General features: G+C 46.1%; 24 protein-coding genes and 2 tRNA genes. 14 read left to right on the top strand and 12 right to left on the bottom strand.

Annotation, left to right across the window (positions count from 1 at the left end; genetic code table 11):
• Window positions 1–168: 168 nt before the first annotated feature.
• From KHQ28_RS08635 to KHQ28_RS08595, 9 genes are all read right to left on the bottom strand, one after another.
• The gene (locus KHQ28_RS08635; protein ID WP_032418739.1) at window positions 169–408 is read right to left on the bottom strand and encodes a hypothetical protein; all 240 of its coding nucleotides are present in this window, start codon (window positions 406–408) and stop codon (window positions 169–171) included.
• Window positions 409–559: 151 nt separating this feature from the next.
• On the bottom strand, window positions 560–1,138 hold the full coding sequence (locus tag KHQ28_RS08630) for a DUF1133 family protein (protein ID WP_032418738.1): 579 nt from the start codon (window positions 1,136–1,138) through the stop codon (window positions 560–562).
• Between the two features lie 13 nt (window positions 1,139–1,151).
• Entirely contained in the window at window positions 1,152–2,132 is a 981-nt protein-coding gene (locus tag KHQ28_RS08625; RefSeq protein WP_032418737.1) for a DUF968 domain-containing protein, read from the bottom strand.
• A gap of 12 nt (window positions 2,133–2,144) precedes the next feature.
• Window positions 2,145–2,522, bottom strand: coding sequence for a RusA family crossover junction endodeoxyribonuclease (locus KHQ28_RS08620; RefSeq protein WP_032418736.1), 378 nt, complete (start codon window positions 2,520–2,522; stop codon window positions 2,145–2,147).
• Window positions 2,523–2,531: 9 nt separating this feature from the next.
• On the bottom strand, window positions 2,532–3,356 hold the full coding sequence (locus KHQ28_RS08615) for a Dam family site-specific DNA-(adenine-N6)-methyltransferase (protein WP_032418735.1): 825 nt from the start codon (window positions 3,354–3,356) through the stop codon (window positions 2,532–2,534).
• Window positions 3,357–3,561: 205 nt separating this feature from the next.
• The gene (locus tag KHQ28_RS08610; RefSeq protein ID WP_032418734.1) at window positions 3,562–4,530 is read right to left on the bottom strand and encodes a helix-turn-helix domain-containing protein; all 969 of its coding nucleotides are present in this window, start codon (window positions 4,528–4,530) and stop codon (window positions 3,562–3,564) included.
• Complete coding sequence (locus tag KHQ28_RS08605) at window positions 4,520–4,699, bottom strand: DUF4222 domain-containing protein (RefSeq protein ID WP_001208720.1); 180 nt, start codon at window positions 4,697–4,699, stop codon at window positions 4,520–4,522. Before KHQ28_RS08605 ends, KHQ28_RS08610 begins: the two co-directional genes overlap by 11 nt.
• A gap of 237 nt (window positions 4,700–4,936) precedes the next feature.
• Window positions 4,937–5,398 carry a YmfL family putative regulatory protein gene (locus KHQ28_RS08600; RefSeq protein ID WP_004213338.1) on the bottom strand — a complete coding sequence of 154 codons (462 nt, stop codon included), beginning with the start codon at window positions 5,396–5,398 and terminating at the stop codon, window positions 4,937–4,939.
• A gap of 25 nt (window positions 5,399–5,423) precedes the next feature.
• Window positions 5,424–5,621, bottom strand: a complete 198-nt coding sequence (locus KHQ28_RS08595; protein WP_016530206.1) for a Cro/CI family transcriptional regulator — start codon at window positions 5,619–5,621, stop codon at window positions 5,424–5,426.
• A gap of 92 nt (window positions 5,622–5,713) precedes the next feature.
• Here KHQ28_RS08595 and KHQ28_RS08590 point away from each other — a divergent pair, with 92 nt between their 5' ends.
• The 9 genes from KHQ28_RS08590 to KHQ28_RS08555 all read left to right on the top strand — a co-directional run bounded on the left by KHQ28_RS08590 (window position 5,714) and on the right by KHQ28_RS08555 (window position 12,543).
• On the top strand, window positions 5,714–6,373 hold the full coding sequence (locus KHQ28_RS08590; RefSeq protein WP_016530207.1) for a LexA family transcriptional regulator: 660 nt from the start codon (window positions 5,714–5,716) through the stop codon (window positions 6,371–6,373).
• 446 nt (window positions 6,374–6,819) lie between these two features.
• Entirely contained in the window at window positions 6,820–7,737 is a 918-nt protein-coding gene (rdgC, locus tag KHQ28_RS08585) for a recombination-associated protein RdgC (RefSeq protein ID WP_032418732.1), read from the top strand.
• Window positions 7,738–7,824: 87 nt separating this feature from the next.
• Window positions 7,825–8,124 carry a hypothetical protein gene (locus tag KHQ28_RS08580; protein WP_032418731.1) on the top strand — a complete coding sequence of 100 codons (300 nt, stop codon included), beginning with the start codon at window positions 7,825–7,827 and terminating at the stop codon, window positions 8,122–8,124.
• Window positions 8,124–8,909, top strand: a complete 786-nt coding sequence (locus KHQ28_RS08575) for a hypothetical protein (protein ID WP_032418730.1) — start codon at window positions 8,124–8,126, stop codon at window positions 8,907–8,909. Before KHQ28_RS08580 ends, KHQ28_RS08575 begins: the two co-directional genes overlap by 1 nt.
• Window positions 8,906–9,040: a hypothetical protein gene (locus tag KHQ28_RS29475; protein ID WP_254913183.1), complete on the top strand. Its 135-nt coding sequence runs from the start codon at window positions 8,906–8,908 to the stop codon at window positions 9,038–9,040. Before KHQ28_RS08575 ends, KHQ28_RS29475 begins: the two co-directional genes overlap by 4 nt.
• The gene (locus KHQ28_RS08570; RefSeq protein WP_055314381.1) at window positions 9,037–10,113 is read left to right on the top strand and encodes a DGQHR domain-containing protein; all 1,077 of its coding nucleotides are present in this window, start codon (window positions 9,037–9,039) and stop codon (window positions 10,111–10,113) included. The genes KHQ28_RS29475 and KHQ28_RS08570 overlap by 4 nt, the downstream gene beginning before the upstream one ends.
• Window positions 10,106–11,014, top strand: a complete 909-nt coding sequence (locus KHQ28_RS08565; protein ID WP_050598702.1) for a DUF550 domain-containing protein — start codon at window positions 10,106–10,108, stop codon at window positions 11,012–11,014. The genes KHQ28_RS08570 and KHQ28_RS08565 overlap by 8 nt, the downstream gene beginning before the upstream one ends.
• Before the next feature lie 307 nt (window positions 11,015–11,321).
• Window positions 11,322–11,549, top strand: a complete 228-nt coding sequence (locus KHQ28_RS08560) for a DUF4224 domain-containing protein (RefSeq protein WP_032418728.1) — start codon at window positions 11,322–11,324, stop codon at window positions 11,547–11,549.
• Between the two features lies 1 nt (window position 11,550).
• Window positions 11,551–12,543, top strand: a complete 993-nt coding sequence (locus tag KHQ28_RS08555; protein WP_004184758.1) for a tyrosine-type recombinase/integrase — start codon at window positions 11,551–11,553, stop codon at window positions 12,541–12,543.
• Window positions 12,544–12,655: 112 nt separating this feature from the next.
• Here KHQ28_RS08555 and KHQ28_RS08550 read toward each other — a convergent pair.
• Window positions 12,656–12,745, bottom strand: a tRNA-Ser gene (locus KHQ28_RS08550).
• Window positions 12,746–12,835: 90 nt separating this feature from the next.
• On the opposite strand from KHQ28_RS08550, the gene mtfA reads away from it, so the two are divergent.
• The 3 genes from mtfA (at window position 12,836) to KHQ28_RS08535 (ending at window position 15,267) form a co-directional block, all read left to right on the top strand.
• Window positions 12,836–13,636: a DgsA anti-repressor MtfA gene (mtfA, locus tag KHQ28_RS08545; RefSeq protein WP_004227143.1), complete on the top strand. Its 801-nt coding sequence runs from the start codon at window positions 12,836–12,838 to the stop codon at window positions 13,634–13,636.
• Window positions 13,637–13,736: 100 nt separating this feature from the next.
• A tRNA-Asn gene (locus KHQ28_RS08540) sits at window positions 13,737–13,812 on the top strand.
• Window positions 13,813–13,992: 180 nt separating this feature from the next.
• Window positions 13,993–15,267: an integrase arm-type DNA-binding domain-containing protein gene (locus KHQ28_RS08535; RefSeq protein WP_064147891.1), complete on the top strand. Its 1,275-nt coding sequence runs from the start codon at window positions 13,993–13,995 to the stop codon at window positions 15,265–15,267.
• A 46-nt stretch (window positions 15,268–15,313) separates the two neighbouring features.
• Here the strand turns inward: KHQ28_RS08535 and KHQ28_RS08530 are convergent, their stop codons facing one another.
• Window positions 15,314–16,702: a hypothetical protein gene (locus tag KHQ28_RS08530; RefSeq protein ID WP_064147892.1), complete on the bottom strand. Its 1,389-nt coding sequence runs from the start codon at window positions 16,700–16,702 to the stop codon at window positions 15,314–15,316.
• Between the two features lie 194 nt (window positions 16,703–16,896).
• On the opposite strand from KHQ28_RS08530, the gene KHQ28_RS08525 reads away from it, so the two are divergent.
• Together KHQ28_RS08525 and KHQ28_RS08520 are read left to right on the top strand one after the other, a co-directional pair.
• Window positions 16,897–18,891: a site-specific DNA-methyltransferase gene (locus KHQ28_RS08525; protein WP_211777589.1), complete on the top strand. Its 1,995-nt coding sequence runs from the start codon at window positions 16,897–16,899 to the stop codon at window positions 18,889–18,891.
• 9 nt (window positions 18,892–18,900) lie between these two features.
• Entirely contained in the window at window positions 18,901–21,861 is a 2,961-nt protein-coding gene (locus KHQ28_RS08520; protein ID WP_064147893.1) for a type III restriction-modification system endonuclease, read from the top strand.
• Window positions 21,862–22,020: 159 nt separating this feature from the next.
• Here the strand turns inward: KHQ28_RS08520 and pilV are convergent, their stop codons facing one another.
• Window positions 22,021–23,727, bottom strand: a complete 1,707-nt coding sequence (gene pilV, locus KHQ28_RS08510) for a shufflon system plasmid conjugative transfer pilus tip adhesin PilV (RefSeq protein WP_074181075.1) — start codon at window positions 23,725–23,727, stop codon at window positions 22,021–22,023.
• Window positions 23,728–23,741 lie beyond the last annotated feature (14 nt).

Below are 23,741 nucleotides of genomic sequence, written 5' to 3'. Positions count from 1 at the left end.
GCTTTGCCATAGGTTCACCTCCGGGTTAACGGGGTGCTGTGTGTTTAAAAGGGGTCAGGCCCGTCGGGCTGATTTAACAACGATCCGTATCGAAGATGATTCCCGTGAGCCTGAAATGAAAAAACCCCGCCGAAGCGAGGTTGGATAAAAACAGTTGCTTAATTTCTTTTAAATTAATCCTTCCTCTTTAAGAAAGGAGAGGCCTTTTGAAGTAATAGAAGTGGCGATCCAATGAGAGTCAGCTTTTGATTGCACTGCTGTAATGTATCCCAGTTGGTATAGCTGTTCTATAGCCGAATCAATTTTGTAGGGATGCTCAAAAGGGAAGCTGGTATGTTGGACCGGCACTTTTAAGTTGGGGTCCGTCATGAGAATCATGATTTCTTTATGATGCAGGGTAATAGCCATGTCTAACTCCTCTTTGTGGGGTTAACACGTATTTTACCATGCTTTAATGGGCCATTTTGGAGTGGCTATTTTTCGCACAAAACCCGCCTTTAAGCGGGTTTTTTTTGGTTCTGCTGCTCAGTTCGCTTTAACGTCCCGAGCCTATCACAATTCAAGCAGTTTCTGGCTCACTTTGCAAGTAAAATCTGTCGCCATTTATGCCGAATGTGTCACACATTGGTGCGTACAGCATCGATTCTGCCAAACTTAGCCACGTATCAACTCTGCGTCTACAGGTCATAAAGCACCAGTCGGGATGCTTTTCATAGAGCTCTTCCGCTATGCGGCGTTTGCTCTTCCGTAACCGGTAATGCTCCACCAGCAGGTGGTATAGCTCTTTGTGACCACCCGTAATGAGGACTGCCCCCAGTACCTTATCAATCAGCAGTCCCTCATCGTCTGTGCAGAAAGCCAGGCCGCTTTTGTTTTTCCCTGAGAGTATTTCACGAAAAAACGCCTCTAGTTCTGGCTTCGAGATACCCGATTTCTTCATTCGGCGTAATGCTTCGTTGATGGCTGTTTTGGTAACTTTCCCGGAGGCCAGTAACTGGTTGAACATATTTCCACCACTACCGCCGCCGATGTAGGACCAGCGGCCCCACATGCGCAGCTTCCCCTGAATCCAGATGGCCTCCAGCGTTTTCAGCCTGACCATTTCACCAGCTTTTCCAACCTCGGACGGGTTAATCATTATGCGTTCTCCACTATGCCAGCACGCCAATTGCCAGCGAACGATCCAGAAATCGAAACAGCAGCTCCAGCTGTGAGCCGTGCTTCTCCTCAAATGCCACGGTGTCAGCGTGCAACTCGTCGTGATGCGCTCTGCAAAGCGGCAACACAAACAGGTCGTGCGCTTTCGTTCCCATTCCACCTTGTCCGTGGCCTATCAGGTGATGGGGATCATCTGCTTGTTTGTTACAGCAGACACACTGCTGGGACTTAACCCAGCGCGTCCAGCTCTCGTTTACCCAGCGGCGGCGCTTTGGTCGCAGCATGAATGATTCAGGCGTTTCAGGATCTACGCGAAGACCGAGAATCTTTTTCTGCACCACTTCGCTCGCCGCTGGCTCCGGCACAATATCGCTCTCCTTCATCACCGGCTGATGCTTAATTTCCGGCAATCGCAGGGCTTTTCGGGCCAGCGATTCAGGGATGACGTGCGCCAGATTGTTTATAACCAGCCACCAGCACAACTCGGGGATCGTCAGTTGATGGTCTTCGTTGAACCCCAGCTGTGAGCGGATGACCGTTATCAGCCAGGATACCAGGTTCTCACGCGCAATGCCTGCCAGCGTCTCTGTGTACTGATCACGCAGCAGATTATCGCAGGCCCAGCAAAGGCGGATGCTGCCAGGCTCATGCCGGAACAGCGTAAAATTTTCGCTGTGCCACGAGCCGTGCGGATACTGGCATTCAAAACGACGCTCCAGCTCAGCCTCCAGCGCGCTGATACCGCCCGCGCGCAGAATGACGTCTTTGTTTTCGAATACTGGTTTTAAAACCGGGTCTCCTGCCAGTGGCTGCGTGGCGGGAGGGATAGCGCCAGTTGCGTAGTCGCTGTATTTTTCCGGTGCAGGCTCAATCAGTACCCGCCCTCTCCTGAACATCGGCATGAGATCAGCACCTGGGCGAAGAAGAACAACGCCCATGCGTGGGGCAATCTCAGGGGTTAGTAGTGCTCTCATATCATCTCCACGTCAGGCAACTGCACGAAAACGTCGTATGGTGATTTCTACTTTCCCTTTCTTCACGATGTTCCCCCACTCCACCAGCATGCGCTTAACCTGACTGTCGTCTTCCCAGACGCCTGTTAGAGTCAGGGCATCGAACAGCGCTTTGTTGTAGTTATCGATATCCCGACGGCACTGATCCGGCGGATACAACACTATGTGAACCTCGGCCAGATCAGAGGATGGCCGGGGAACGGCCCGCAGTTGCTCAATAATCGCCGCTCTCGCTGCCTGCTGGAACTTGCGCCCTGTCTCGCTTACCAGATGCCTGCCTTTCAGCGGTCCCTTGCTCGGGGCGCGCCAGTAACTATTTACGCTCGGTGGAAATGGTAAAGTCAGTTTCATTTAGCCCCCTTAAAGGATCGCTACAACGTCTTTTGCAACTTCCCGCGTACTGCTTTTGCAGGAGATCGAACGGCGCGCGTTGATGAATTGCAGGTTAAAACCATGCTCCCGGTACAGGTCGAGAACCTTCGGTGCAGATGAGTTTGAAATTACTACCCGAGCCCCACGGTGAAAGGCTGATACGCATTGCTTCGCCAGGTCTACCTGGTTCTCCCAGCTAAAACCACCAGCGGCGTAGGCGGTGAATCCGGTTGTTCCCGGCATCGGTTCGTAAGGCGGATCGCAGTAAACCACATCCCCTTTCCCGGCCAGGCTGATAGTTCGGCGATAGTCAGCAGTCATGAAGACGCAGTTATGCGCCATAGCCGCGAAGGCTTTCATCTCATCCATCGGGTAATACGGGGCCTTGTAGCCTCCCCAGCCCACATTGAACTTATTCGCCTGGTTGTAGCGCATCAGGCCATTGAAACAATGCCGGTTGAGATACAGGAATGCAGCTGCGCGTTCAGTAGCATCCAGCGTCTGAGCGTTGAACTCGGAACGGATCAGTTCATAGCCATCTGGTGACCGCATGTGCTCGAACATCCAGCGGGCCTTTAATTCCACTTCATCCGGCACCACCGCTAACATCTGATACAGATTAATCAGGTCCGGGTTAACGTCCGCCAGCAGGTAATCTGCGTGCTTATCGCTGTTCAGGAATACCGACCCACCACCAACGAATGGCTCTATCAGGCGTTTCCCTGCCGGGATATGCACGAACAGGTCAGCCAGCTGGGTATACTTTCCACCAGCCCACTTAAGGAATGGACGTTGCCATGTTTTCGAGGTCATAGCTCACCTCTCTGATGGCAACACGCTACAAGCAGCTTCAGGAATCGATAACGGCTTTCAAAACTAAAGTAGTCTCGGGTGCAAATAGCGGTTTGGCGACGAAAAAATACATCATCCTTCCACCAGGAACGCCAGTAGCGCACCCTGCGCCAGCGAATGAATTCGTAGACAACAACAACCAGAGGTTTAATTACGGGGATATTTTTCATGACCGGAACCCCGAGTTTTCTGGCAATGAGTAATCAACCCCTTCGAAGCTGGCTCGCGAAATCGACGCCTCCTGGCGGGAGCTATTGAGTGGAACAGAAAGTTTTAACGACAGCTCATCCCATTTTTCCCGAAGTTTCGACGGGCTAAGCACGTTTTTGCACCAGAACGAATCTTTGTTGGCGCGTTTGAAAAGTGAGCAAATTTGTTTATGGGTTCGCCCGTCCTGCATCACCATCAGGCGCACCTCATTCGCCCATGCGGTCCAGTTTGGTTCTTTAGGCCGAACTACCTCACCATCACTTTCAGCGGCCAGTTCGTACATGCTGATAATTTTCCCCCAAATGAACTCGGCGCAGGTTAAATCGTCCTGGCTTCCCCACTGCCGCTTTGCAGCGCTGTACACCACCGCGTCAGGATGTCGTGACAGAAATTCATCAGCAGAGCCCTGTTCGTCCGGTTGCGAAGCGTCCGGACAAGAAGGATTTATATCTGATGGATCAGTAGTTGATTTTACTGACGGATCCCCCCCAGATTCTGACGGGTCAAAACTGGTTTTTTTGGTGGATTCCGACGCCTCAAATTTTGAGGGGTCAATTTTTGACGCATCAGATTTTGACGCATCAGATTTTGACGTGTCAGATTTTGATGTGTCAGAAACTGACAGGTGAGAAAATGCCGCTTTCTGTAGTTTGGAAACGTTGAGCTGGTAGACGTTCGATGCATTACGGTTGCCGTTGCGGCGCTGTGTGCGAGTGAGCCACCCCTCTTTCTCAAGTGCAGCTATCGCCGTTCTGACAGTACTTTCACCAGCGCCAATCTGACGGGATATGGTCGCAATAGAAGGCCAGCAAACACCCTCATCGTTGCTGAAGTCAGCCAGGCGCGCCATGATTGCCACGCTGGATAGCTTCATCCCCGAAGATGCACAAGCATCCCAGACGTATCCTGTTAATTTAGTGCTCATGATCGTCCTTTATTTCTCTGAATTTACGTCTGAATTGCTCGAGGGGGCTAAAGCATTCATGCTCGTACCCTTCACGCAGGTATATAACGCGCTGTGTTTGGGGCTCCCAGCGTATGACCCTGACCGGGACACCGTAGTGATCTCTGAACCATCGGTTAAGCTCTCGCATACTTTCTCCGCCTGGCCGTTAAAGTCCCCTACCACCCACTGAGCAAACTGGTAGCAGACAGGCTCGAACCCGCCTGGTACTCTTACCCCATACACGAACTGCACCGGCCCTGCTCCACCAGGAACCGGACGCGCTACAAGTTGCGACCTGCGGTATTGTGTTGATAAACTGTTCATGCGTTAGTAATCTCCACTGATAACGACACGCCACGACGCCAGGAGCTGCAACTCGCTGGCGTCACTTCTTTTTGCGTGAAAAAAGCGTGATGATTGCGGCAATCTCTTCTTCGCGAGCTGCCAGGTGGCGGCGGTGATGCACCATGATTTCTTCGGCCTCATGCCTTTCAATAACGCCATCTTCAAGCGCCTGTTCGATAATCTGATCAACCTGCCCCCTGGCGGCTGAGGTACGCATTGCCCGGCTGAACAAGTCCACGCGATCGAGTTCTTCCAGGTGCGGCACATCCACCAGCAGCGCACCACGGCGGCGAGCGAAGTAGTCAGCCAGTAACGACGTGTTGGAAATGTCTTCCATCGCTTCCAGCTCGCTGACTTCGAAGAAACGACAGCCGTTTTTCTCGTAAAGGTTGTTGTTAAACTGTGTTACCGTCATTCCCAGTGCGCCAGCCATTGCTTCGCGCCCACCAGGATATGCTTTGCACATCGCTTTGACGGCTTCTTTGAGGTTTGGCTCTACCATATTGATTTTCCTTTTGTAGTTACTTTCAAGCAGCTGAATCTGTAGCCTTTTGGTAAAGGCTGGCGTCGTACTTCAGCTTGCCTTTCGTAATTCGTTCGATGACGAATGCTTGTTTTTGAGGGATGACTTCACCCCATCGGCAAACTGCCGGGTGGGAAATACCAAGAACACTTGCGGTTTTTGATACACCTCCGAAGTGTTCGATAACTTCTGATTTACGCATGGTTCCTCCTGGTTAACTTACGCCTTAAAGGTAACAAAAGGTACATTAAATAGCAAACAACAGTTACAAGGAATCCATGTAACATTGGTTACATGAAAACAGAGATGAAAGACCGAATAAGATCCCGTCGAGTCCAGCTCGACATAACACAGCAGACCCTAGCTAAACGCTTGGGGGTAAGCCGTGTTTCCGTAACAAAATGGGAGAGCGGCACTACTAAACCTGATGGTGAGAATCTCCATCAGCTGGCGGTGGCGCTGCAGACAACTCCAGAATGGATTCTTTACGGTCGAGGTGAGGAAACGCCGGATGATACAAAAGTTATTCCGTTCCTTAAGCCACCCACGGCAGTTCCTATTATCTCCGCTGTTCAAGCTGGGATGTGGACTGATACTTATGCATGCTCAAGGCTTTCTGATGTGATTTCATGGACGCAAACCACTGCAAACGTTTCTAATGAAGCATTCGGACTGGTAGTTCGCGGGGAGTCTATGACTAACCCTCATGGTCTGCCATCCATCCCAGAAGGATCGATCGTTATTGTTGAACCGCACTATGGTCAATTGGATGACCTTTACGGAAAAATTGTAGTGGCAATACTCGACGGCTCTGCTGAAGCTACCGTTAAAAAGCTGGTATGGGATAGCCCTTTCGCATACTTGATGCCACTTAACCCTGCCTTTAAACCCATCCCGATAGATGGTAATTGCCGGATTGTTGGTAAAGTGGTTCAGATTACCCAAAACATTTAAGTTACTCATTTCTAAAGCCAGATCTCCTTCTGGCTTTTTTTTCAATCCACAGGTAACAAAAAGTACATAGCTCTCTTGACCATATTGGTAACTAAAGGTACATTTAAATCACATTACAAGTACCGGTAGTTACATACTCTGGTGTGGTAGTGAGCATTACGGCATATGGCACATGTGCCGCAGCGGCCTGAGAGTCCCTTTATCCATGCCTCTCAGAACAACCGGAATGTGCAAGCTAAGTGTTCAGGCACGACGTGCGCCCCACCAGCGCGGCGAAAAGGTGTGACACCTTGGAAGAGACGAGGACACAACCAAAAGAGCGCTGGCATGCAAAAAATATCTCGCAGCCGTTGCGGTACCAAAAGCCAGGATGGAACGGCAGAACGCGGTAGTGCTCTTTTTGTTGTGTGGAGATAACTAACTAATCCTTTGCAGAGGACACAGAAATGAAATTATCAAAGTTACGTAACGCCATTGTCTATCGGGCTACTTTGCCCAGTATTGAAGCGGTTGAAGGGCACCTGCAGGAATTGCCCTACTCTGAACTTACAGAAACGGAGTTCGCGCAGGCTTCCTTCGTCCCTAACCCGATTACCGGTGAGCTGGTTACGCCAATTACTGGCGGTTATGCAATCGTGGTTCGCCGCGATGAGAAAATAATACCCCAGCACGTCGTAATGAAAGAAGCCAATGAGCGTATCCAGCGCATCGAAAATGCGTGTGGTCAAAAATTGAAGCGCGCTGACCGTAACAACATTATCCAGGATGCTAAGGTTCAGCTCTGCAAACAGGCATTCATCAAGTCGTCTCTGATCCTGGCCCTGTATAACACTGAAGAAAATCTGCTGATCATTAATTCCGCCAATAAAAATATTGCCAATTTAGTCGGGGCGATGCTGGTTAAAGTGATTGGCTCAGTAAAAACAGTCACGATCAACATCAGTGATATCAAAAACGGCCTGACAACGCGCCTTAAAAACCATCTGGACGGCGAAGAATCAGCCTTTGCCGGGTTTGAGGTCGGTGATTATGTCCAGCTATCCCGCCTGGCAGAACAGAAAGAAGTTATTCGCTACTCTGCGGAACACACTTCCGTTACCAGTGAAATTCTGGAGAGCCTGAACACAGGTTTTATCGTCGATAACATGGAATTAAGAGGCTGCGGCGTCTCTTTTCTGCTTACAGATAAGTTCCATTTCCGGCGGATCGATACCAAGGATAATGATTATTCTGATGATGACGACAAAGCCTACCGCTGGCGTCACCAGGCAGGTACGGACATGTTCCAGTTCTGTAAAGTAATTAACCAGCTTTGTGATCTGCTCGCCTACAAAGAGCCCGAAGAACAAAAACCAGCAGCCTGATTAGAACAGCAGCAATTACCCCATTCTCATGGGTTGGGTTGCTGCACCCTAAAACGCGTTGCAGCGCGTCAGTTGGAGAAATAAAAAATGGGAAAAACAGTACAGCAGTTAATTAAAGATGCCTTTGAGGCAGCTAAAACAATGCCTCCTGCAAATTCAGAACTTATTAAAGAGCTGGCAACAATGCTCGATGTTTCGAATATTACCCTTCGGCAGGCATGTAAAGAACGTGACGCTATGAAGGAAGAAGTTATTTCCTGGGCGAAAGAATGCGATCGAATTGTTGAGCGTCACACAAAAAACCGCAGCAATATGCACGTACTGGAAGCAATGCGCGATCTGAAGAGTATCTCAACGACATCCACCAGCAATCCGGAGGCTGTCTAATGGCTAAAGACTCAAAGCTGGTATATGGCGCGAGTGGCAAAACGAACGTTTTGACGTTCGAACCTGAAAACCTGCACCTGGTTACCGACAAAACGCACCCGCTTTACGATGAGCGTATCCACCTGCCTATCAGCGAGGCAATGGTGCTGAACATCATGGACCAGGGCGTTCTTGAGCCGATTATCGTCTGGAAAGACCCGGAGACAGGGCTGTCTTGTGTAGTCGATGGTCGCCAGCGTGTGCGCCATACACTGGAAGCCAACAAGCGTCTGTCGAAAGAGGGCAAAGAACCGTTACTGGTTCCAGCAGTCGCTAAACGTGGCTCCGCCGTTCGCATGGCGCAGGCGATGGTAAGTGCTAACGAAATCCGCCAGGCAGATACGCCACTGGGCCGAGCAAAGAAAATGGCTGATGCGCTGGAACGCGGGCACGACGAGGACGATTTAGCGCTGATGTTTGGCGTGAGTGTCCAGACCGTACGCGCAACTCTGTCACTGCTGGATGCCACCCAGGCTGTTCGCGATGCAGTGGAGTCCGGAACGGTCACCGTTACCCAGGCGCGTCAGCTGGCATCGCTTAAACCAGAAGAGCAGCGGGAGAAGGTCTCTGAAATCGAAGCGGCAACTGCTGGCACAACCGGCCATGAAAAAGCCCGGCGTCAGCGTCAGATCCTCGGCGAGGCAAAGCCGCGCCTGAAAACCCGCAAAGAAATCATCAAAGCCCTTGAATCAGCCGAGGGTGAGTATGCAAGCGCACTTCGTTGGGTGATTGGGGAGGCGGTATGAATATTGATCATGAGAATTATAGCAAATACACCCTACGTCGGTTCGCCGCCTTGTTCGATGTGATCTGCTGGGTGCTTATTGCCGTAGTAACCGTTGGTATCTGCATGTTTATTGAGTGGTGGGTAGCATGAGCATAGTTGGAGATTATTTCTTTGAGTTCCCTGCGTCTCGCGGCGTTCAGGGCGGAGCGATTGTCCTTATGATGACAGTGCCAGCACGAACCTTGGCACGCGTCCTCGCCAGTGATAATTACGGAGATACTTTAGAACGTTCTCAGCGTGAAATTAACCCAGCGCGTGCTAAGAAATTCTATGAATATCTGGTTAATGCTCACGAAAATAAAGAGCCCTTCATTATCCCACCGCTGGTCGGTAACTGTAACTCTGAGATTGAGTTTCAGGAATTCGGCAATACCAACGTTGGTGTTGTGCGCTTCCCTATGGATGCAGAAATTAAGCTTTTCGACGGCCAGCACCGTGCAGCGGGGATCGCCGAATTTTGCCGCACAGTTGGCGAACCAATCCACGTACCACTAATGCTCACACATAAGCTCTCGTTGAAAACACGGCAGCAGTTCTTTTCCGACATTAACAACAATGTTTCGAAGCCATCTGCGGCTATCAACATGGCCTATAACGGGCGCGATAAGAACGCGCAGGAGATGGTCAGTTTTATCAGTTCACACGACGTCTTTTCTGAAGTCACCGATTTTGAGCATAACGTCGTTCCTGCGAAAAGTGATAAGTGGGTCAGCTTCAAAGCCCTTAGTGATGCCACGGCAAAATTTTCAGATTCCTGCTCACAGGATGATCTTGAGGGGTTGTGGAATGCTTGGCTGATGCTGACTGGTTTAGATGATATTCGCCGCGGTACGAATCAGGCCGAATACAAACGCGAGTATATCCAGTTCCATGCCGTGATGATTAATGCCTTCGGTTACGCCGTCCAGCGGCTAAGCGAAGGCCGGGGAGTTCGCGGGGTCACCCTGATGATTGAGGACCTGGTAATGAATACTGGCATTGCAGAACGTGAAGATTTCTTCCTCATTTCATCATGGGATGGTATTTGCGCCAGCTGTGAGAAAACCAGGCCAACGGTCATTGCGAATGTCTCGTCTCAGAAAGCTGCAGCATCACGCCTGATGGATGCCATCGTGAATAAAAACTTGTCTGTCAGTAGAGGTAAGGAATCAGCCCATGACTAATAACCTGTTAACCAGAGAACGTCTGGAAAAAATTAAATCATGGCGTGACGCCTACGGTGCCGGAAGCAACGTAATGCTGCCAGCTGAAGAGGCTGAGGAGCTGGCTCGCATGGCGCTGGCCGCAATGGACAACGAGCCGGTGGCGCTTCAACCTGAGCTGGCAAAAGTTATCTATCACTTCCGTGACTGGAATGAAGGATTTCCGGTTGAGCGGTTCAAGGCCGACTACGTCATTAGTTGGATGCTGGCAAATTATCCGCCAGCGCAACCAGCAAAGGACCGAGAGCAGGTACGCCGCGAGCACGCAGAGTGGTCACAGGCAACATTCGGTAATGTCGGCCCGGTTGGCCCGCTGAAGCACCTCAGCAAAGAAGCACTGGAAGCCGCTGCCGAGCCTGGCGACCTGTCGGAGTGGGCTGATATGCAGTTCCTGCTGTGGGACGCCCAGCGCCGTGCAGGTATTACAGATGAGCAGATTACCCAAGCGATGATCGAAAAACTGGCGGTGAACAAACAGCGCTCATGGCCGGAGCCGAAAGACGGTGAACCGCGGTTGCACATCAACGAGCAGCCAGCGCTTACTGGCAACTTTCCCATAATCGGCATTGACCTGGCATCCGGTCCGGATCGCACTGTCGAGGTTAGTTACGTTGCACCTCCCGGTTACGTTATGGTGCCAATGAGGTTAACGGCTGAGAACGGCGCAAAGGGGGCGCTATCAGGTGAGTTTTCAGAAACCAAGTTCGTAAACTGCTCGGAATGCTTTGGTGATGATGAGTGCGAAACCTGCGACGGCAGCGGGAGAATTGAAATCACGGTACCTGTCTCCTGGACAACCATCAAAGAAATCTGGGCTAAAGGTGTTGAGCATTTCGCAGCCGCCCTGCAGGAGGTGAAGTGAAAGCGAACAAGCTGAAGCGTCGCCGCTGGCGGCGCATGCGGGATGCTTTGACCGCATATAAGACTGAAGCAAGTGACTGGAAATCGTTGTACCTCGAACGCACTGCAGAAATCGCATCACTACGGAGTCAACGTTTATTGGTTCCTATGCCGGTAATTGTACCAGCGGAAATTTATAACCAGTTTAAAGGGGTAAGGGAGGACCACCAGCTGTGTAAAAGGTGTAATGACGGACTGCGTGGTGGCTGTTCGTCTTGTTCATATAGTGGCAGATAACCGGTTGCAGCCGGTTCAGTGGAGAACAACTCATGAGCGATCGCTTCCTGACTGATGAAGAACTGACAGAGGCCACGGGTTCGCCCCAAAAGTCACTGCAGAAAGAGGTATTAACCCAGAACGGGATCTTTTTTATTGAACGCCGGGACGGAGCAATCAAAACGACCTGGTTTCATATTAACCATCCCGTACAGCGCATACTTCCACCAGCAGGCCATATGCCTATTCCAGGCATGAACTTTGACGCTGTAGAGAGATAATATGGGCCGCAAAAGAGCGCCTGGTAATGAGTGGATGCCGAAGGGTGTGTTTTTCCGCCCTTCCGGTTACTACTGGAAGCCAGGAGGTACTACCGAGAATCTAGCCCCAGCAAACGCTTCTAAAGCGGAGGTTTGGTTAGCTTACGAGAAAGTCGTTGAAGGTCGAAAAAAACTACTCACCTTTCAACAATTGTGGAAAAAATTTTTGAATAGTGCTGACTATGCAGACCTTGCCCCCAGGACACAAAAAGATTACCTGGCACATGAAAAATACTTGTTAGCGGTTTTCGGCGATGCAGAAGCAAAGGCCATTAAACCTGAACACGTCCGGCGCTACATGGATGCACGTGGTAAAAAAAGCCGTGTTCAGGCTAATCACGAGCATAGTTCAATGTCTCGTGTATACCGCTGGGGGTATCAGCGTGGTTATGTACCAGGTAATCCGTGTGTTGGTGTCGATAAGTTTCCTAAACCCCAGCGCGACCGCTACATAACTGATGAAGAGTACATCGCTATCTTCACTCATGCGACGCCTGCAGTTAAAGCCGCGATGGAAATTGCGTATCTTTGCGCTGCAAGGGTATCTGATGTTCTTAAAATGAACTGGAATCAGATTCTTGATAAAGGAATTTTCATACAGCAAGGTAAAACTGGTATTAAACAGATCAAAGCCTGGACTGAGCGTCTCAGTGCGGCTGTTGATATTTGCAGGGAATGGGGACAGGATGGTCCTGTTATCAGGACAATGTATGGTGAGCGTTATTCATACAAGGGATTTAATGAAGCATGGAGAAAAGCGAGAAACGCGGCTTCTGAAGAACTTGGTAGGCCACTTGATTGCACCTTCCATGATCTAAAGGCTAAAGGTATTTCAGACTATGAAGGATCTGGCAGAGATAAGCAAAAATTCAGTGGTCATAAGACAGAATCACAGGTACTTGTTTACGACAGGAAAGTTAAAATCAGCCCGACTTTGAACAAGAAAATGAGATGATTCTTTGGCGTCGGAGCATGCTTCGGCGCTAGAATTTTTCTCAGTGGATTTTCTCAATTTTTCTCATCGGGAGACAGGTCACTGAAATGGAATGCTGTAAGTGTTTGAATAGTGGCGGAGAGAGGGGGATTTGAACCCCCGGTAGAGTTGCCCCTACTCCGGTTTTCGAGACCGGTCCGTTCAGCCGCTCCGGCATCTCTCCGCTGTGATGGTTGCTATAATGCCAGGATCTTTGGCATTTTAATAGCTCCCGTTTCGGTAATTATGTTCAAGTGACGACTTTGCGAGCAATATGATGTTTAAATGGCCCTGGAAAGCAGATGATGAGTCCGGCAACGCAGAGATGCCCTGGGAGCAAGCGCTTGCCATTCCGGTTTTAGCCCATCTTTCGTCCACTGAGCAGCACAAGCTCACGCAGATGGCTGCCCGTTTTTTACAGCAAAAGCGGCTGGTGGCATTGCAGGGGCTGGAGCTGACCCCGCTGCATCAGGCGCGCATTGCTATGCTCTTTTGTCTGCCGGTGCTTGAGCTGGGCATTGAGTGGCTGGATGGCTTCCATGAAGTGCTGATCTACCCTGCCCCTTTCATCGTCGATGATGAATGGGAGGATGATATTGGTCTGGTCCACAACCAGCGGGTGGTACAGTCGGGACAAAGCTGGCAACAGGGTCCTGTAGTGCTGAACTGGCTGGATATTCAAGACTCTTTTGATGCGTCAGGCTTTAACCTTGTGGTGCATGAAGTGGCGCATAAGCTTGATACGCGGAACGGCGACCGGGCCAGCGGCGTGCCGCTTATCCCGTTGCGTGAAGTTGCCGGCTGGGAGCATGATCTCCACGCCGCGATGAACAACATTCAGGATGAGATCGATCTGGTAGGCGAAAGCGCCGCCAGTATTGACGCCTATGCCGCCACCGATCCCGCAGAATGCTTTGCTGTCCTCTCGGAATATTTTTTCAGTGCGCCTGAATTGTTCGCGCCTCGCTTCCCGGCCCTGTGGCAGCGTTTTTGCCACTTTTACCGCCAGGATCCGCTGGCGCGTAGACGTGAGAATGGCCTGCAGGACGAAGGCGATCGGCGCATTGTTCACTAAAACAACGTGTTGAGCTAAATTTAGCCATTTGAATCAGCAGGTTAATTTTAGTGTTGACACAAAAATGCGAGGCCAGTAGTATGCGCCTCGTTCACACGATTCCTCTGTAGTTCAGTCGGTAGAACGGCGGACTGTTAATCCGTATGTCACTGGTTCGAGTCCAGTCAGAGGAGCCAATTTAAGGGAAGCAGACGTTCACTGACGTCTGCTTTCTGCATTTCTATCAATTGGTTATCCCCTCTCAGTCGTTCACCCTCGTTCATTAAAAACCACTCGAAGCCATATCATTTTGATGGTAAAAATGCTGGTAATGCTGGTTCGATTTCCCTTTTACCAACAAACGAGGGGGCGTTTTCATGTCACTGACTGATATTAAAGCAAAAAATGCAAAACCCCTTGAGAAGGAATATAAGCTGACTGATGGCTTTGGTATGTTCCTTCGTGTTACCCCTAAAGGTTCGAAATACTGGCAAATGGCCTACCGTTTCGAAGGAAAGCAAAAACTTTTCTCTATCGGTGTTTACCCTGCTGTTTCTCTTTCTGACGCAAGACAACGCCGTGACGAGGCCAGAAGGCTTCTGGCTCAGGGTATTGACCCTAATGCAAAGAAACAGGCAGAGGCTAAAGAGCTTAAAGCCAAACGTGATAATACACGCTCCTTCAGAACAGTAGCCAAAGCGTGGTTCGCCACGAAAACAAAATGGTCTGATGATTATGGTGATGCCGTATGGAAGCGCCTTGAAACTTATGTCTTCCCGGTAATCGGTGACAAAGATGTTGCCGAACTGGATACGGGTGATCTGCTGGTTCCGGTGAAAAAGGTTGAGGCACTTGGTTATCTTGAAGTTGCCATGCGCATTCAACAATACATTACGGCAATCCTGCGTCATGCCGTCCAGCAAAAGCTGATACGCCATAACCCAGCCTATGATATGGAAGGTGCAGTTCAGAAACCACAAACTGAACACCGCCCTGCACTTGAGCTGGAAGAAATACCCCAGCTACTGAACAAAATTGCCGAATACAAAGGCCGCAGGTTAACCATACTGGCAATACAGCTCAATCTGATGATTTTCATTCGTTCCAGTGAGCTTCGTTTCGCTCGCTGGTCTGAAATTGATTTCAAAAGTAAGTTATGGGTGATACCCGAACAGCGTGAAGCAATTGAAAACGTCAAACATTCGACTCGTGGTGCCAAAATGAAGCGTAAGCACTTCGTTCCCCTTTGTAAGCAAGCTATGAGGATACTAAAAGAGATCCGACAACTGACTTATGAAGAAGGCCATGATGATGGATTAATCTTCACTGGCTGTTATGAATCGTTTAAGCCCATGAGTGAAAACACCATCAACAAAGCCCTCCGCAATATGGGCTATGACACGAAGCAGGACATCTGTGGACACGGTTTCCGAACACTGGCCTGTAGTGCCTTAATTGAGTCAGGGCTATGGTCAGAAGACGCTGTAGAGCTTCAAATGAGCCATAAGGAAAGCAATAGCGTCCGTGCTGCTTATACCCACAAGGCAAAACACCTTGACCAGCGCCGCCTGATGCTTCAGTGGTGGGCTGATTTCCTTGATGCTAACAGCAACGATATGGTCAGGCCGTTTGAGTTTGCTTCAAATAAATAAAGGGAAAGGCCGTTCGCGGCCTTTCAACTTCATGCTTAATTACAATCTATGCTGAATATGATACTGAATCTTTCTCTATCGCTAAACCAGCGATTTTTTCCAGCATTATTTCCCAGAGTGCGTATTTTCTTTTGTGCTCAATAAACAGGGATTTTAAATACTCTTCTGTTGAAGGGATTTTTTCAGTCCATGTAATATCTTTACTGTAATCAATGCTTTTTTTCATATCAGATGCCGCATAGGTGTAGTATTTACTCTGAGAACGACTGATACTGTCCTCTGCCAGAACTCTACGGAGCAAAGTTGCAGAACATGCATAACCATGCCTGTAAAGTTCACTCGATAAAGTACGAACAAAAGAACCGCGTAATAAAGACATCATCTCTGCGATTTCATTTTCACTCGCATTCATGACTTCAGAATCAAGTTTTCCATAACTATCTGTCCCGGACAAGAAAAGAATAACAAACGGAAAGCCTTTTTTCTTTGCTATGCCAGAGAACAAATCCAGTGAGTCATTATTTTTCTCCACCCGATTATAGATATTATAAAAAATAACATCACACCTGTTCTTAAATCCGTCTATACAAATTGTTTTTGCCTGCTGAATCTCGCCTTCTTCAATCAACGCCAGAGCCAACACCTCAGTCCATTTATCACGAAGCCCTGCCTGATCAACTGATTTATCTTCTTTGATTTTATTGAGAACCTGAATGGCTTCCTCAGTGCACAGTTCATCAACCAGCAACTCAGCAAACTTAATGATGTATTCTGGCTGGTTCAGTTTTCTTTTCTCAAAGCATTGCCTGATGAAATCAACATCCCTGATATACAGACTTAACTCAACAGCATAATTAACATCACCTGTCTTAAGAAGACTTTCCCTTAAAGCACGAATAACATTGTATCCCAGCTCTTTTTTATACTTATCAAAAATATCAAAGTTAAAATATACATCACCTTTAAGCACGGAAAGTATTTTATCCGCTATAACATCAATGCTTTTGTCTTTTTGTAGGGACAGGGATTTCAACCATATTTCGACAGCACCTTTATAATAGTCCATCCATGATCCATCTGATGTATCAGCAATTTCGCTGATTTTATCAAATGAGAGCAGTAAATCATGGCAAAACGCCTCGGTTTTTTCAGGCAGCGTTGATACCGTCTTTTCAAGTGGAAATATGATATTCCTGTATAGCCCCTCAAAAAAAACCGCTGCTTCATAATAATCATAAAAGCGTTTTGTTTTAATTACCCTTTTGTATTCAGCCTCAGCCTTTTTCAGTGATTCTTCTGGAGTTAACAGATATTTATTAATAATAAAGGATTTTGCCTGACCATTATTCTCTGCAATATCACAAATTATTTGCATGAGTTGATCGGCAGGCATTTCCTTGAGTAAAGCAAGTTGTTTCTTGTTAAGTTTAGCCATCATCACATCCTGATAATGTTTGGTAGACGCATAAAAGCTAATTGTACTAATACAAGGACAGGACATTCAATAAATGCATTAACATAATGATTTAAAAAGAAATCTGCAGCACACTGTTCATTGATGAAATGCACTATTTACCGTAAAATATCCCCCATCACACAGTAACCTGATACAGATACGTGGAATGGTCAATGAACAAACTTTCGCCTGAAATGCCCGAACTGCAATCAATGAATATCACTGCCGATAACATCACCAAACTTAAATCATTGTTTCCTGAAGCTTTTAATGAAGACAGTGTTGATTTTGAGGTTTTAAAGCAGCTTTTGGGTGAAAATGTAGACGACAAAGAAGAACGCTATGGCCTGAACTGGCATGGTAAACGTCAGGCTCGTCAGCTTGCTCTGACGCCTTCCCGTGGCACCTTGCGTCCATGTAAAGGTGAAAGTGTTGATTGGGATAACACCAAAAACCTAATGATTGAAGGTGATAACCTTGAAGTATTGAAGCTTCTTCAAAAAAGTTATGCCGGAAAAGTTAAGCTTATTTATATCGATCCACCTTACAATACCGGTAAAGATTTTGTTTATTCTGATAACTTCCAAGATAACATGAAAAATTATCTTGAAATGACAGGACAAACAGAAGATGGGGTACGAATCACCACAAACGCAGAAACCAGTGGGCGTTATCACACAGACTGGTTGAATATGATTTATCCACGTTTAAAACTTGCTAAAAATTTACTTAGGAATGATGGNNGCATTGATGACTCAGAACTAAGCAATATCAAAATCACTCTTGATGAAATATTTGGAGGAGAGAATTACCTAGCTACATTAGTTTGGGATAGAAATAGAAAAAACGACGCAAAATATTTTTCCGTCGGACATGAATACATGTTGGTTTATGCCCGGAATGAGTCTTATTTAACGGACAGCGAAATTATCTTTAGGGGCGCAAAAGAAGGTGTTGACTATCTCCAAGATTTATTTAATAAATCAAAATTAAAACATGGTGACAATTGGGATCTAATTAAGGAAGATGTTTTTGATTACTATAAATCAATTTCTAAAGATGACCCGAGAGCACCACTTAAAAGGTTTACTAAAATAGATGAAAAAGGTCCATATAGAGATGATGGTAATATTAACTGGCCCGGTGGAAATGGTCCAACGTATGAGATAGTTCATCCTACAACCGGAAAACCATGTAAATTACCAACCAGTGGTTGGAGATACCCAACAGAAGCTCGCTTTTGGGAAGAGTACGAAAAAGGTAAGATTGTATTTGGAGATGATGAAAAAACAGTCCCGAGAATTCGGACCAATCTGTTTGAAAATAGTAATCAAGTAATGACTTCTGTTCATTATAGTTATGCTCAAACTGCTGCCAATGAATTTTCGACATTATTTGATGGTGAAAGAGTTTTCTCTCACCCTAAACCTGTAAATGACATTAAATCTTTAATTGCTTATTTAAGTAATACAGATGATTTAATTGTTGATTTTTTTGCTGGCTCAGGCACATCTGGGCATTCAGTTTTTTTACAAAATGCAAAAGATCATGTTAATCGCCGATTTATTTTAGTTCAACTACCGGAACCTTTTAATCATAAAAATAAAGAACAAGAAATAGCTTTTAATTTTTGTGAGCGTATGGGCACACCCAAAAATATTGCTGAAATCACAAAAGAGCGCCTACGCCGTGCAGGTAAAAAGGTTAGTGAAGATAATCCAGACTGGAATGGTGACATTGGGTTCCGTGTATTTAAACTTGACACATCCAATATTCGGCCTTGGGAAGCAACAGCGGAAAGTCTTTCACTACAACTTGATGCCTATATAAGCCCAATTATTGAAGGCCGTAGTGAAGAAGACCTACTTGCTGAATTAATACTTAAGCGTGGCATTGATCTGTGTGTTAACGTTGAAACCCGTCAGTTTGATGGATTAACCGTTTCTTGTGTTGACGGTGGCAAATTGTTTACCTGCTTTACCAGTCAAATCCCAGCCTCTTGTGTTGAGGTACTGACCAAGGGGATCATCGACTGGCATAAGAGTTTGAAGGCTGGCAAAGATACTGTCTGCTATTTTCTTGATGACGCATTTGAAAATAACGTTGCTAAAACAAATCTTTGCGCCATTCTGGAACAACATGGCCTGACTAACCTGCACAGCCTGTAAGGGAATGAGATGAAACTACATTTTGAATCTGACCTTACCTATCAGCAAAACGCCATAACTTCGGTCTGTGATTTGTTTGAAGGGCAAGAGAAATGGGAAAGCGAAATGACTGTTCTGGCCCCAGCTCAGGGTGCACTCTCATTTGAAGGCGCAACAGGTTCAATGCCTGTTAACCCACAAATACCCGAAGATGATGTACTGCTTAAAAAGCTGAACAATGTTCAGTTAAAAAACCAGCTTCCACCTTCACCTGTGCTCGACAGCCATGATTTTACTGTTGAGATGGAAACAGGGACAGGTAAAACGTATGTTTACCTTCGCACCATGCTTGAGTTGAACAAACGCTACGGCATGAGTAAATTTATTATTGTTGTTCCTTCCGTTGCCATCAAGGAAGGCGTGTATAAAACACTACAAATCACTGAAGAACATTTCAAAAGCCTGTATGCGGGAGTTCCATACGAATACTATCTGTATGATTCGGCAAAACCTGCGGATGTTCGAAATTTTGCAACCAGTTCTGTTATGCAGATCATGGTAATGACTGTGGGTGCGATTAACAAAAAAGATGTTAACAAGCTCTATCAGTCCAGTGAAAAAACAACTGTGGACGATCTGGATAAGCCCATTGATTTAATCCGTGCTACACGTCCAATTATTATTGTCGATGAACCGCAAAGTGTTGATGGTGGCTTGAACGGTGCGGGTAAAACCGCACTTGATGCTATGCACCCCATGTTCACCTTACGCTATTCAGCAACACATATTCATAAACATCATATGGTGTACCGCCTTGACGCCATTGATGCTTACAACCAAAAACTGGTCAAACAGATCGAGGTTGCCGGGCTTGAAGTCCAGAATGCAAGCAACAGCCCTTATGTGAAACTGGTCAGTATTAATAGTAAGAAAAATGTTATCAGCGGTACTGTTCTTGTTGATATAGCCGATAAAAAAGGGAACGTAGATCGTTCAGAGATTACCGTATATGACGGTATGACACTTGATGACGAAACAGGACGTGATATTTATCAGGGTTACCGGATAAGCGAGATCCGAACGGGCAAAGAGGGTTATCTTACACTGGAAACACCTTCTGATACCTACTATATGAAAGTCGGTGATGTCGTGGGGGATATTGACCCTATGCTCATCCAGCGTCATATGATCAGACGTACAATCCGTGAACATCTGGATAAAGAACTTCGCCTGAATACTCAGCAAATCAAGGTTCTTACCCTGTTTTTCATCGATAAGGTTGATTTCTACCGTCAGTTCACTGAAGAAGGACAACGTGAACCGGGTGAATATGCCCGTATCTTTGAGGAAGAATATCTTAAAGCAATCAAAAGCCCTGCATATAAAGATTTACTCCCTTCTCATCCAGAACATGCTAAAGACGTTCATGATGGTTATTTCTCCATTGATAAAAAAGGTGCGTGGGCTGAAACAAGCGAAAGCAATAATACAGGCCGTGAAAATGCTGAGCGTGGTTATAACCTCATCATGAAAAATAAAGAGAAGCTTTTGAGTTTCTCGAATCCGGTGAGGTTTATTTTTTCACACTCTGCTTTGAAAGAAGGCTGGGATAATCCCAATGTGTTCCAGATCTGTAGCCTTCGAGAGATGGGAAGTGAACGAGAACGCCGCCAGACTTTAGGCCGTGGTCTTCGCCTGTGTGTTAACCAAGATGGTGAGCGTGTCCGGGATGACAGCATTAACATTCTGACCGTCGTTGCCAGTGAAAATTATCAAGCCTACGCTGAGCGCTTACAGTCTGAAATTGAGAATGAAACAGGCATCCGTTTTGGCATCGTCGAAAAAGATGCGTTTGCCCATCTGATCTTCTCTGATTCCTCACAAGTTGTAGGTATCATGGCTTCACAGGAGATATGGTCTGAACTACATGCTGAAGGTTATCTGGAAAAAACCGGGAAAATCACCAAAACACTGAAAGAGACTCTTTTCGATGGCACTTTTACTGTTAGCGAAAAGTTCCTTCCCCTTCAGGAGCAAATTGAATCTATCCTGCGTAAATCATCAGGACGACTCAATATAAATAATGCTGATGAGCGTAAAGTAATCAAATACCGGAAAGAGGTCTTAAACAGCCCGGAATTTGAAGCGTTATGGCAACGCATTAGTCAAAAAACATTGTATCGTCTGGCATTTGATGAAGATTTATTGATCAAATCCTGTACGAAATCACTTTTTGAAATGCAGCCTGTAGCAAAAGCAATGGTCAGTTTCAGTAAAGCCACCATAAAACAAAGCCAGTCAGGTCTTGGTGTTGAAGTTCAGTCAAATGGAACGACAAGCTCTGTAATAGATGTTGCAGAGCAGCCACTGCCAGATATTCTTGGTGTTCTGCAGGAGAAAACGGGCCTGACAAGACGCAGTTTATGCACCATCCTGAAAGAAAGTGGAAGACTCGCTGATTTTGCTAAAAATCCACAGCAGTTTATCAGTGAAGCTATCACCAGAATAAACTACTGCAAGCGCCTGTCTATTGTTGATGGTATTAAATATTATCCACTAAAAGGAGAGGTGTATGCGCAAAGCCTGTTTATGGATAAAGAACTGACGGGATATGCCCGTAATCTTTTTGAAACTTCGGCTAAGTCAGTTTATGAATACGTTCCAAAAGATTCTGAAGTCGAAAGCCGTTTCGCTCAGGAACTCGAAGAACAGGATGAAGTTAAGCTTTATGTGAAGCTGCCGGGATGGTTTAAAATCCCGACACCATTAGGGACTTATAATCCTGACTGGGCCTTAGTCATTGAGGATAATGGTGAAGAACATATCTATTTTGTTGTCGAGACTAAAAGTAAACACATTGGTCTTGGTAATGAAGAAGATGCGAAGATAGCCTGTGGAACAGCGCATTTTAGTACTTTAAAAGCAGAAAAAATCAATGCAGCAAAATATGTTCGAGCCATAGATCTTACAGAAATAATGAGCAGCCTATAAATTATATAAAATGGCCTTTTAGGAGGCCAGTTTATAATTTAAAAATTAAAACATAAAAAATAAAAAATACATATTCAGTTTTATTATGTCTTCCGTGGTTAGCAGCAGGTATAGTAACACCATGCTCAAAAAATTTTCATGAATATGGGATATAAGGTTTTAACCTTTTTTAATTATATACATTAGCACTACGTTTTTTGGTCTATTTTCTGCTGCTGTTGGCACTTGTCTTGAAGCATCCAACTTCTGAGGAATCCATCTATTTGCTTCTGTATGATTATTCAAAGTTAAATTATTACCAAAATCTCTATTTACAACACTGGTATCATAATATGTAGCTCCTGATTGAAGATTTGAAGGTAGACTACTTATCGAGACATCACCATCCAAACCGAAAAATAAACTACCAGTTATGTTCCTTATAGCATCACTTTGCGAAGATAGTATTGCCCTATTTGATTCAGAATCAACGCCAGCACCATGATCCCAAGCTCTGACAAATTGCCCTCGTATATCTGGAACCACACCAGAAGGATACAGAGTTGCCAATGTTGGATTTTTGCTCTTATCAAAAGCCTGTCCGTTTAATTCCAACCAGCCAACCGGAGCATTGGATGTTCCCCACATTTTTATTGTTCCGGGCTGTTCACCAGAAAAATTCCACACACCATTAACACAAGATAAAATCTGACCATCTACTGTTCGTCCCTGTAATCCATTAGATTGACATTCTTTGCCAACCTCAGCCTGTCCGTTCAATTGAACAAATTCTCCCACCGTAGCGCGTCCAGTGGATTCTAATGTAGCACCTTTGACGTTTTGGGATGATTCTATGTTACCCGTTCCAATTGTATTTATTGAACCATCATAATTAACATTGACACCAACAGCCCCACTTTGAGGGTTTCTAAGTTCAATCTTTCCATTTACTGCGAATACAATACTGGTATAGTCATCTGAGAGCACATCGATTTGTTTCTGACCTGATATTTTTATCTCAAAATCATCACCACCAGCATCTCCTCCTAATCCAATATTATTTCCATAACCATTTTTAGCATAAACCCAATTTCCTGCTGAAATATTACCTCCAGCATCAATTTTTCCAGTAGCTTTAATGTTTCTTGCTTGTAGGTCGCCTGTCGTCGTAATGTTGCCAGTGGCATTAAGTGCGGCGACATTGTTGATATTGTGTCCGTCAAGATTTAGATCGCCAGTCATAGGCAAAGTTCCATCTCGTCTTAAATAAACAGAATATAAAGCACTATTAAAACCTACGCGGAAAGCTAATTGCCCTGCAGAGGTAATATTATTGAAATTGGCAGAAGTTTCTGACCATTGACCACCATAACCAAAAGCATTTGATGTAGTTCTGGTCATTCCGCTATCAATACCCGCTGTTTGCATGGCTTTCCCTAATAAATCATAACGTGTTTTTCCGCCTTCAATCCATGCCGTCGATGTCGTTATAAGACCATTAATAACATAGTTAGGTGTAGTTCCATCACGTTTTAATATGATTTTATACGAGGATTTATTAGCATTAGTGCCTGTATAGGCTGAAGGTAGTAAACCTTCATTAATCAATGTCTGGTAAGTAATTTCACATACTGAACCTGAACAGGTTCTTGGTCCCGGATCGGTTCCTGTTCCGGCAGCATTGGATAAGGTTGATAATTTATCATAACGGATATTTATATAGCCATTAACTGCTTCACCGATCTGTTTCATTTGTTGACCGACAGTAGAAGCCATTATACTCTCCTGTTCATTTTTCATATCCTGAAACTTCATAAAAGCCACCATCGTCCCAACACCTAAAACAAGAGTTAATTCTAGTAAAGAGAATCCTTTTTTCATTTTCATCGTCCTTTTTATTT

Source organism: Klebsiella sp. 28 (genome assembly GCF_018223905.1).
Taxonomy (GTDB): domain Bacteria; phylum Pseudomonadota; class Gammaproteobacteria; order Enterobacterales; family Enterobacteriaceae; genus Klebsiella; species Klebsiella pneumoniae.
This window is presented reverse-complemented; position numbering and strand designations above follow the sequence as displayed.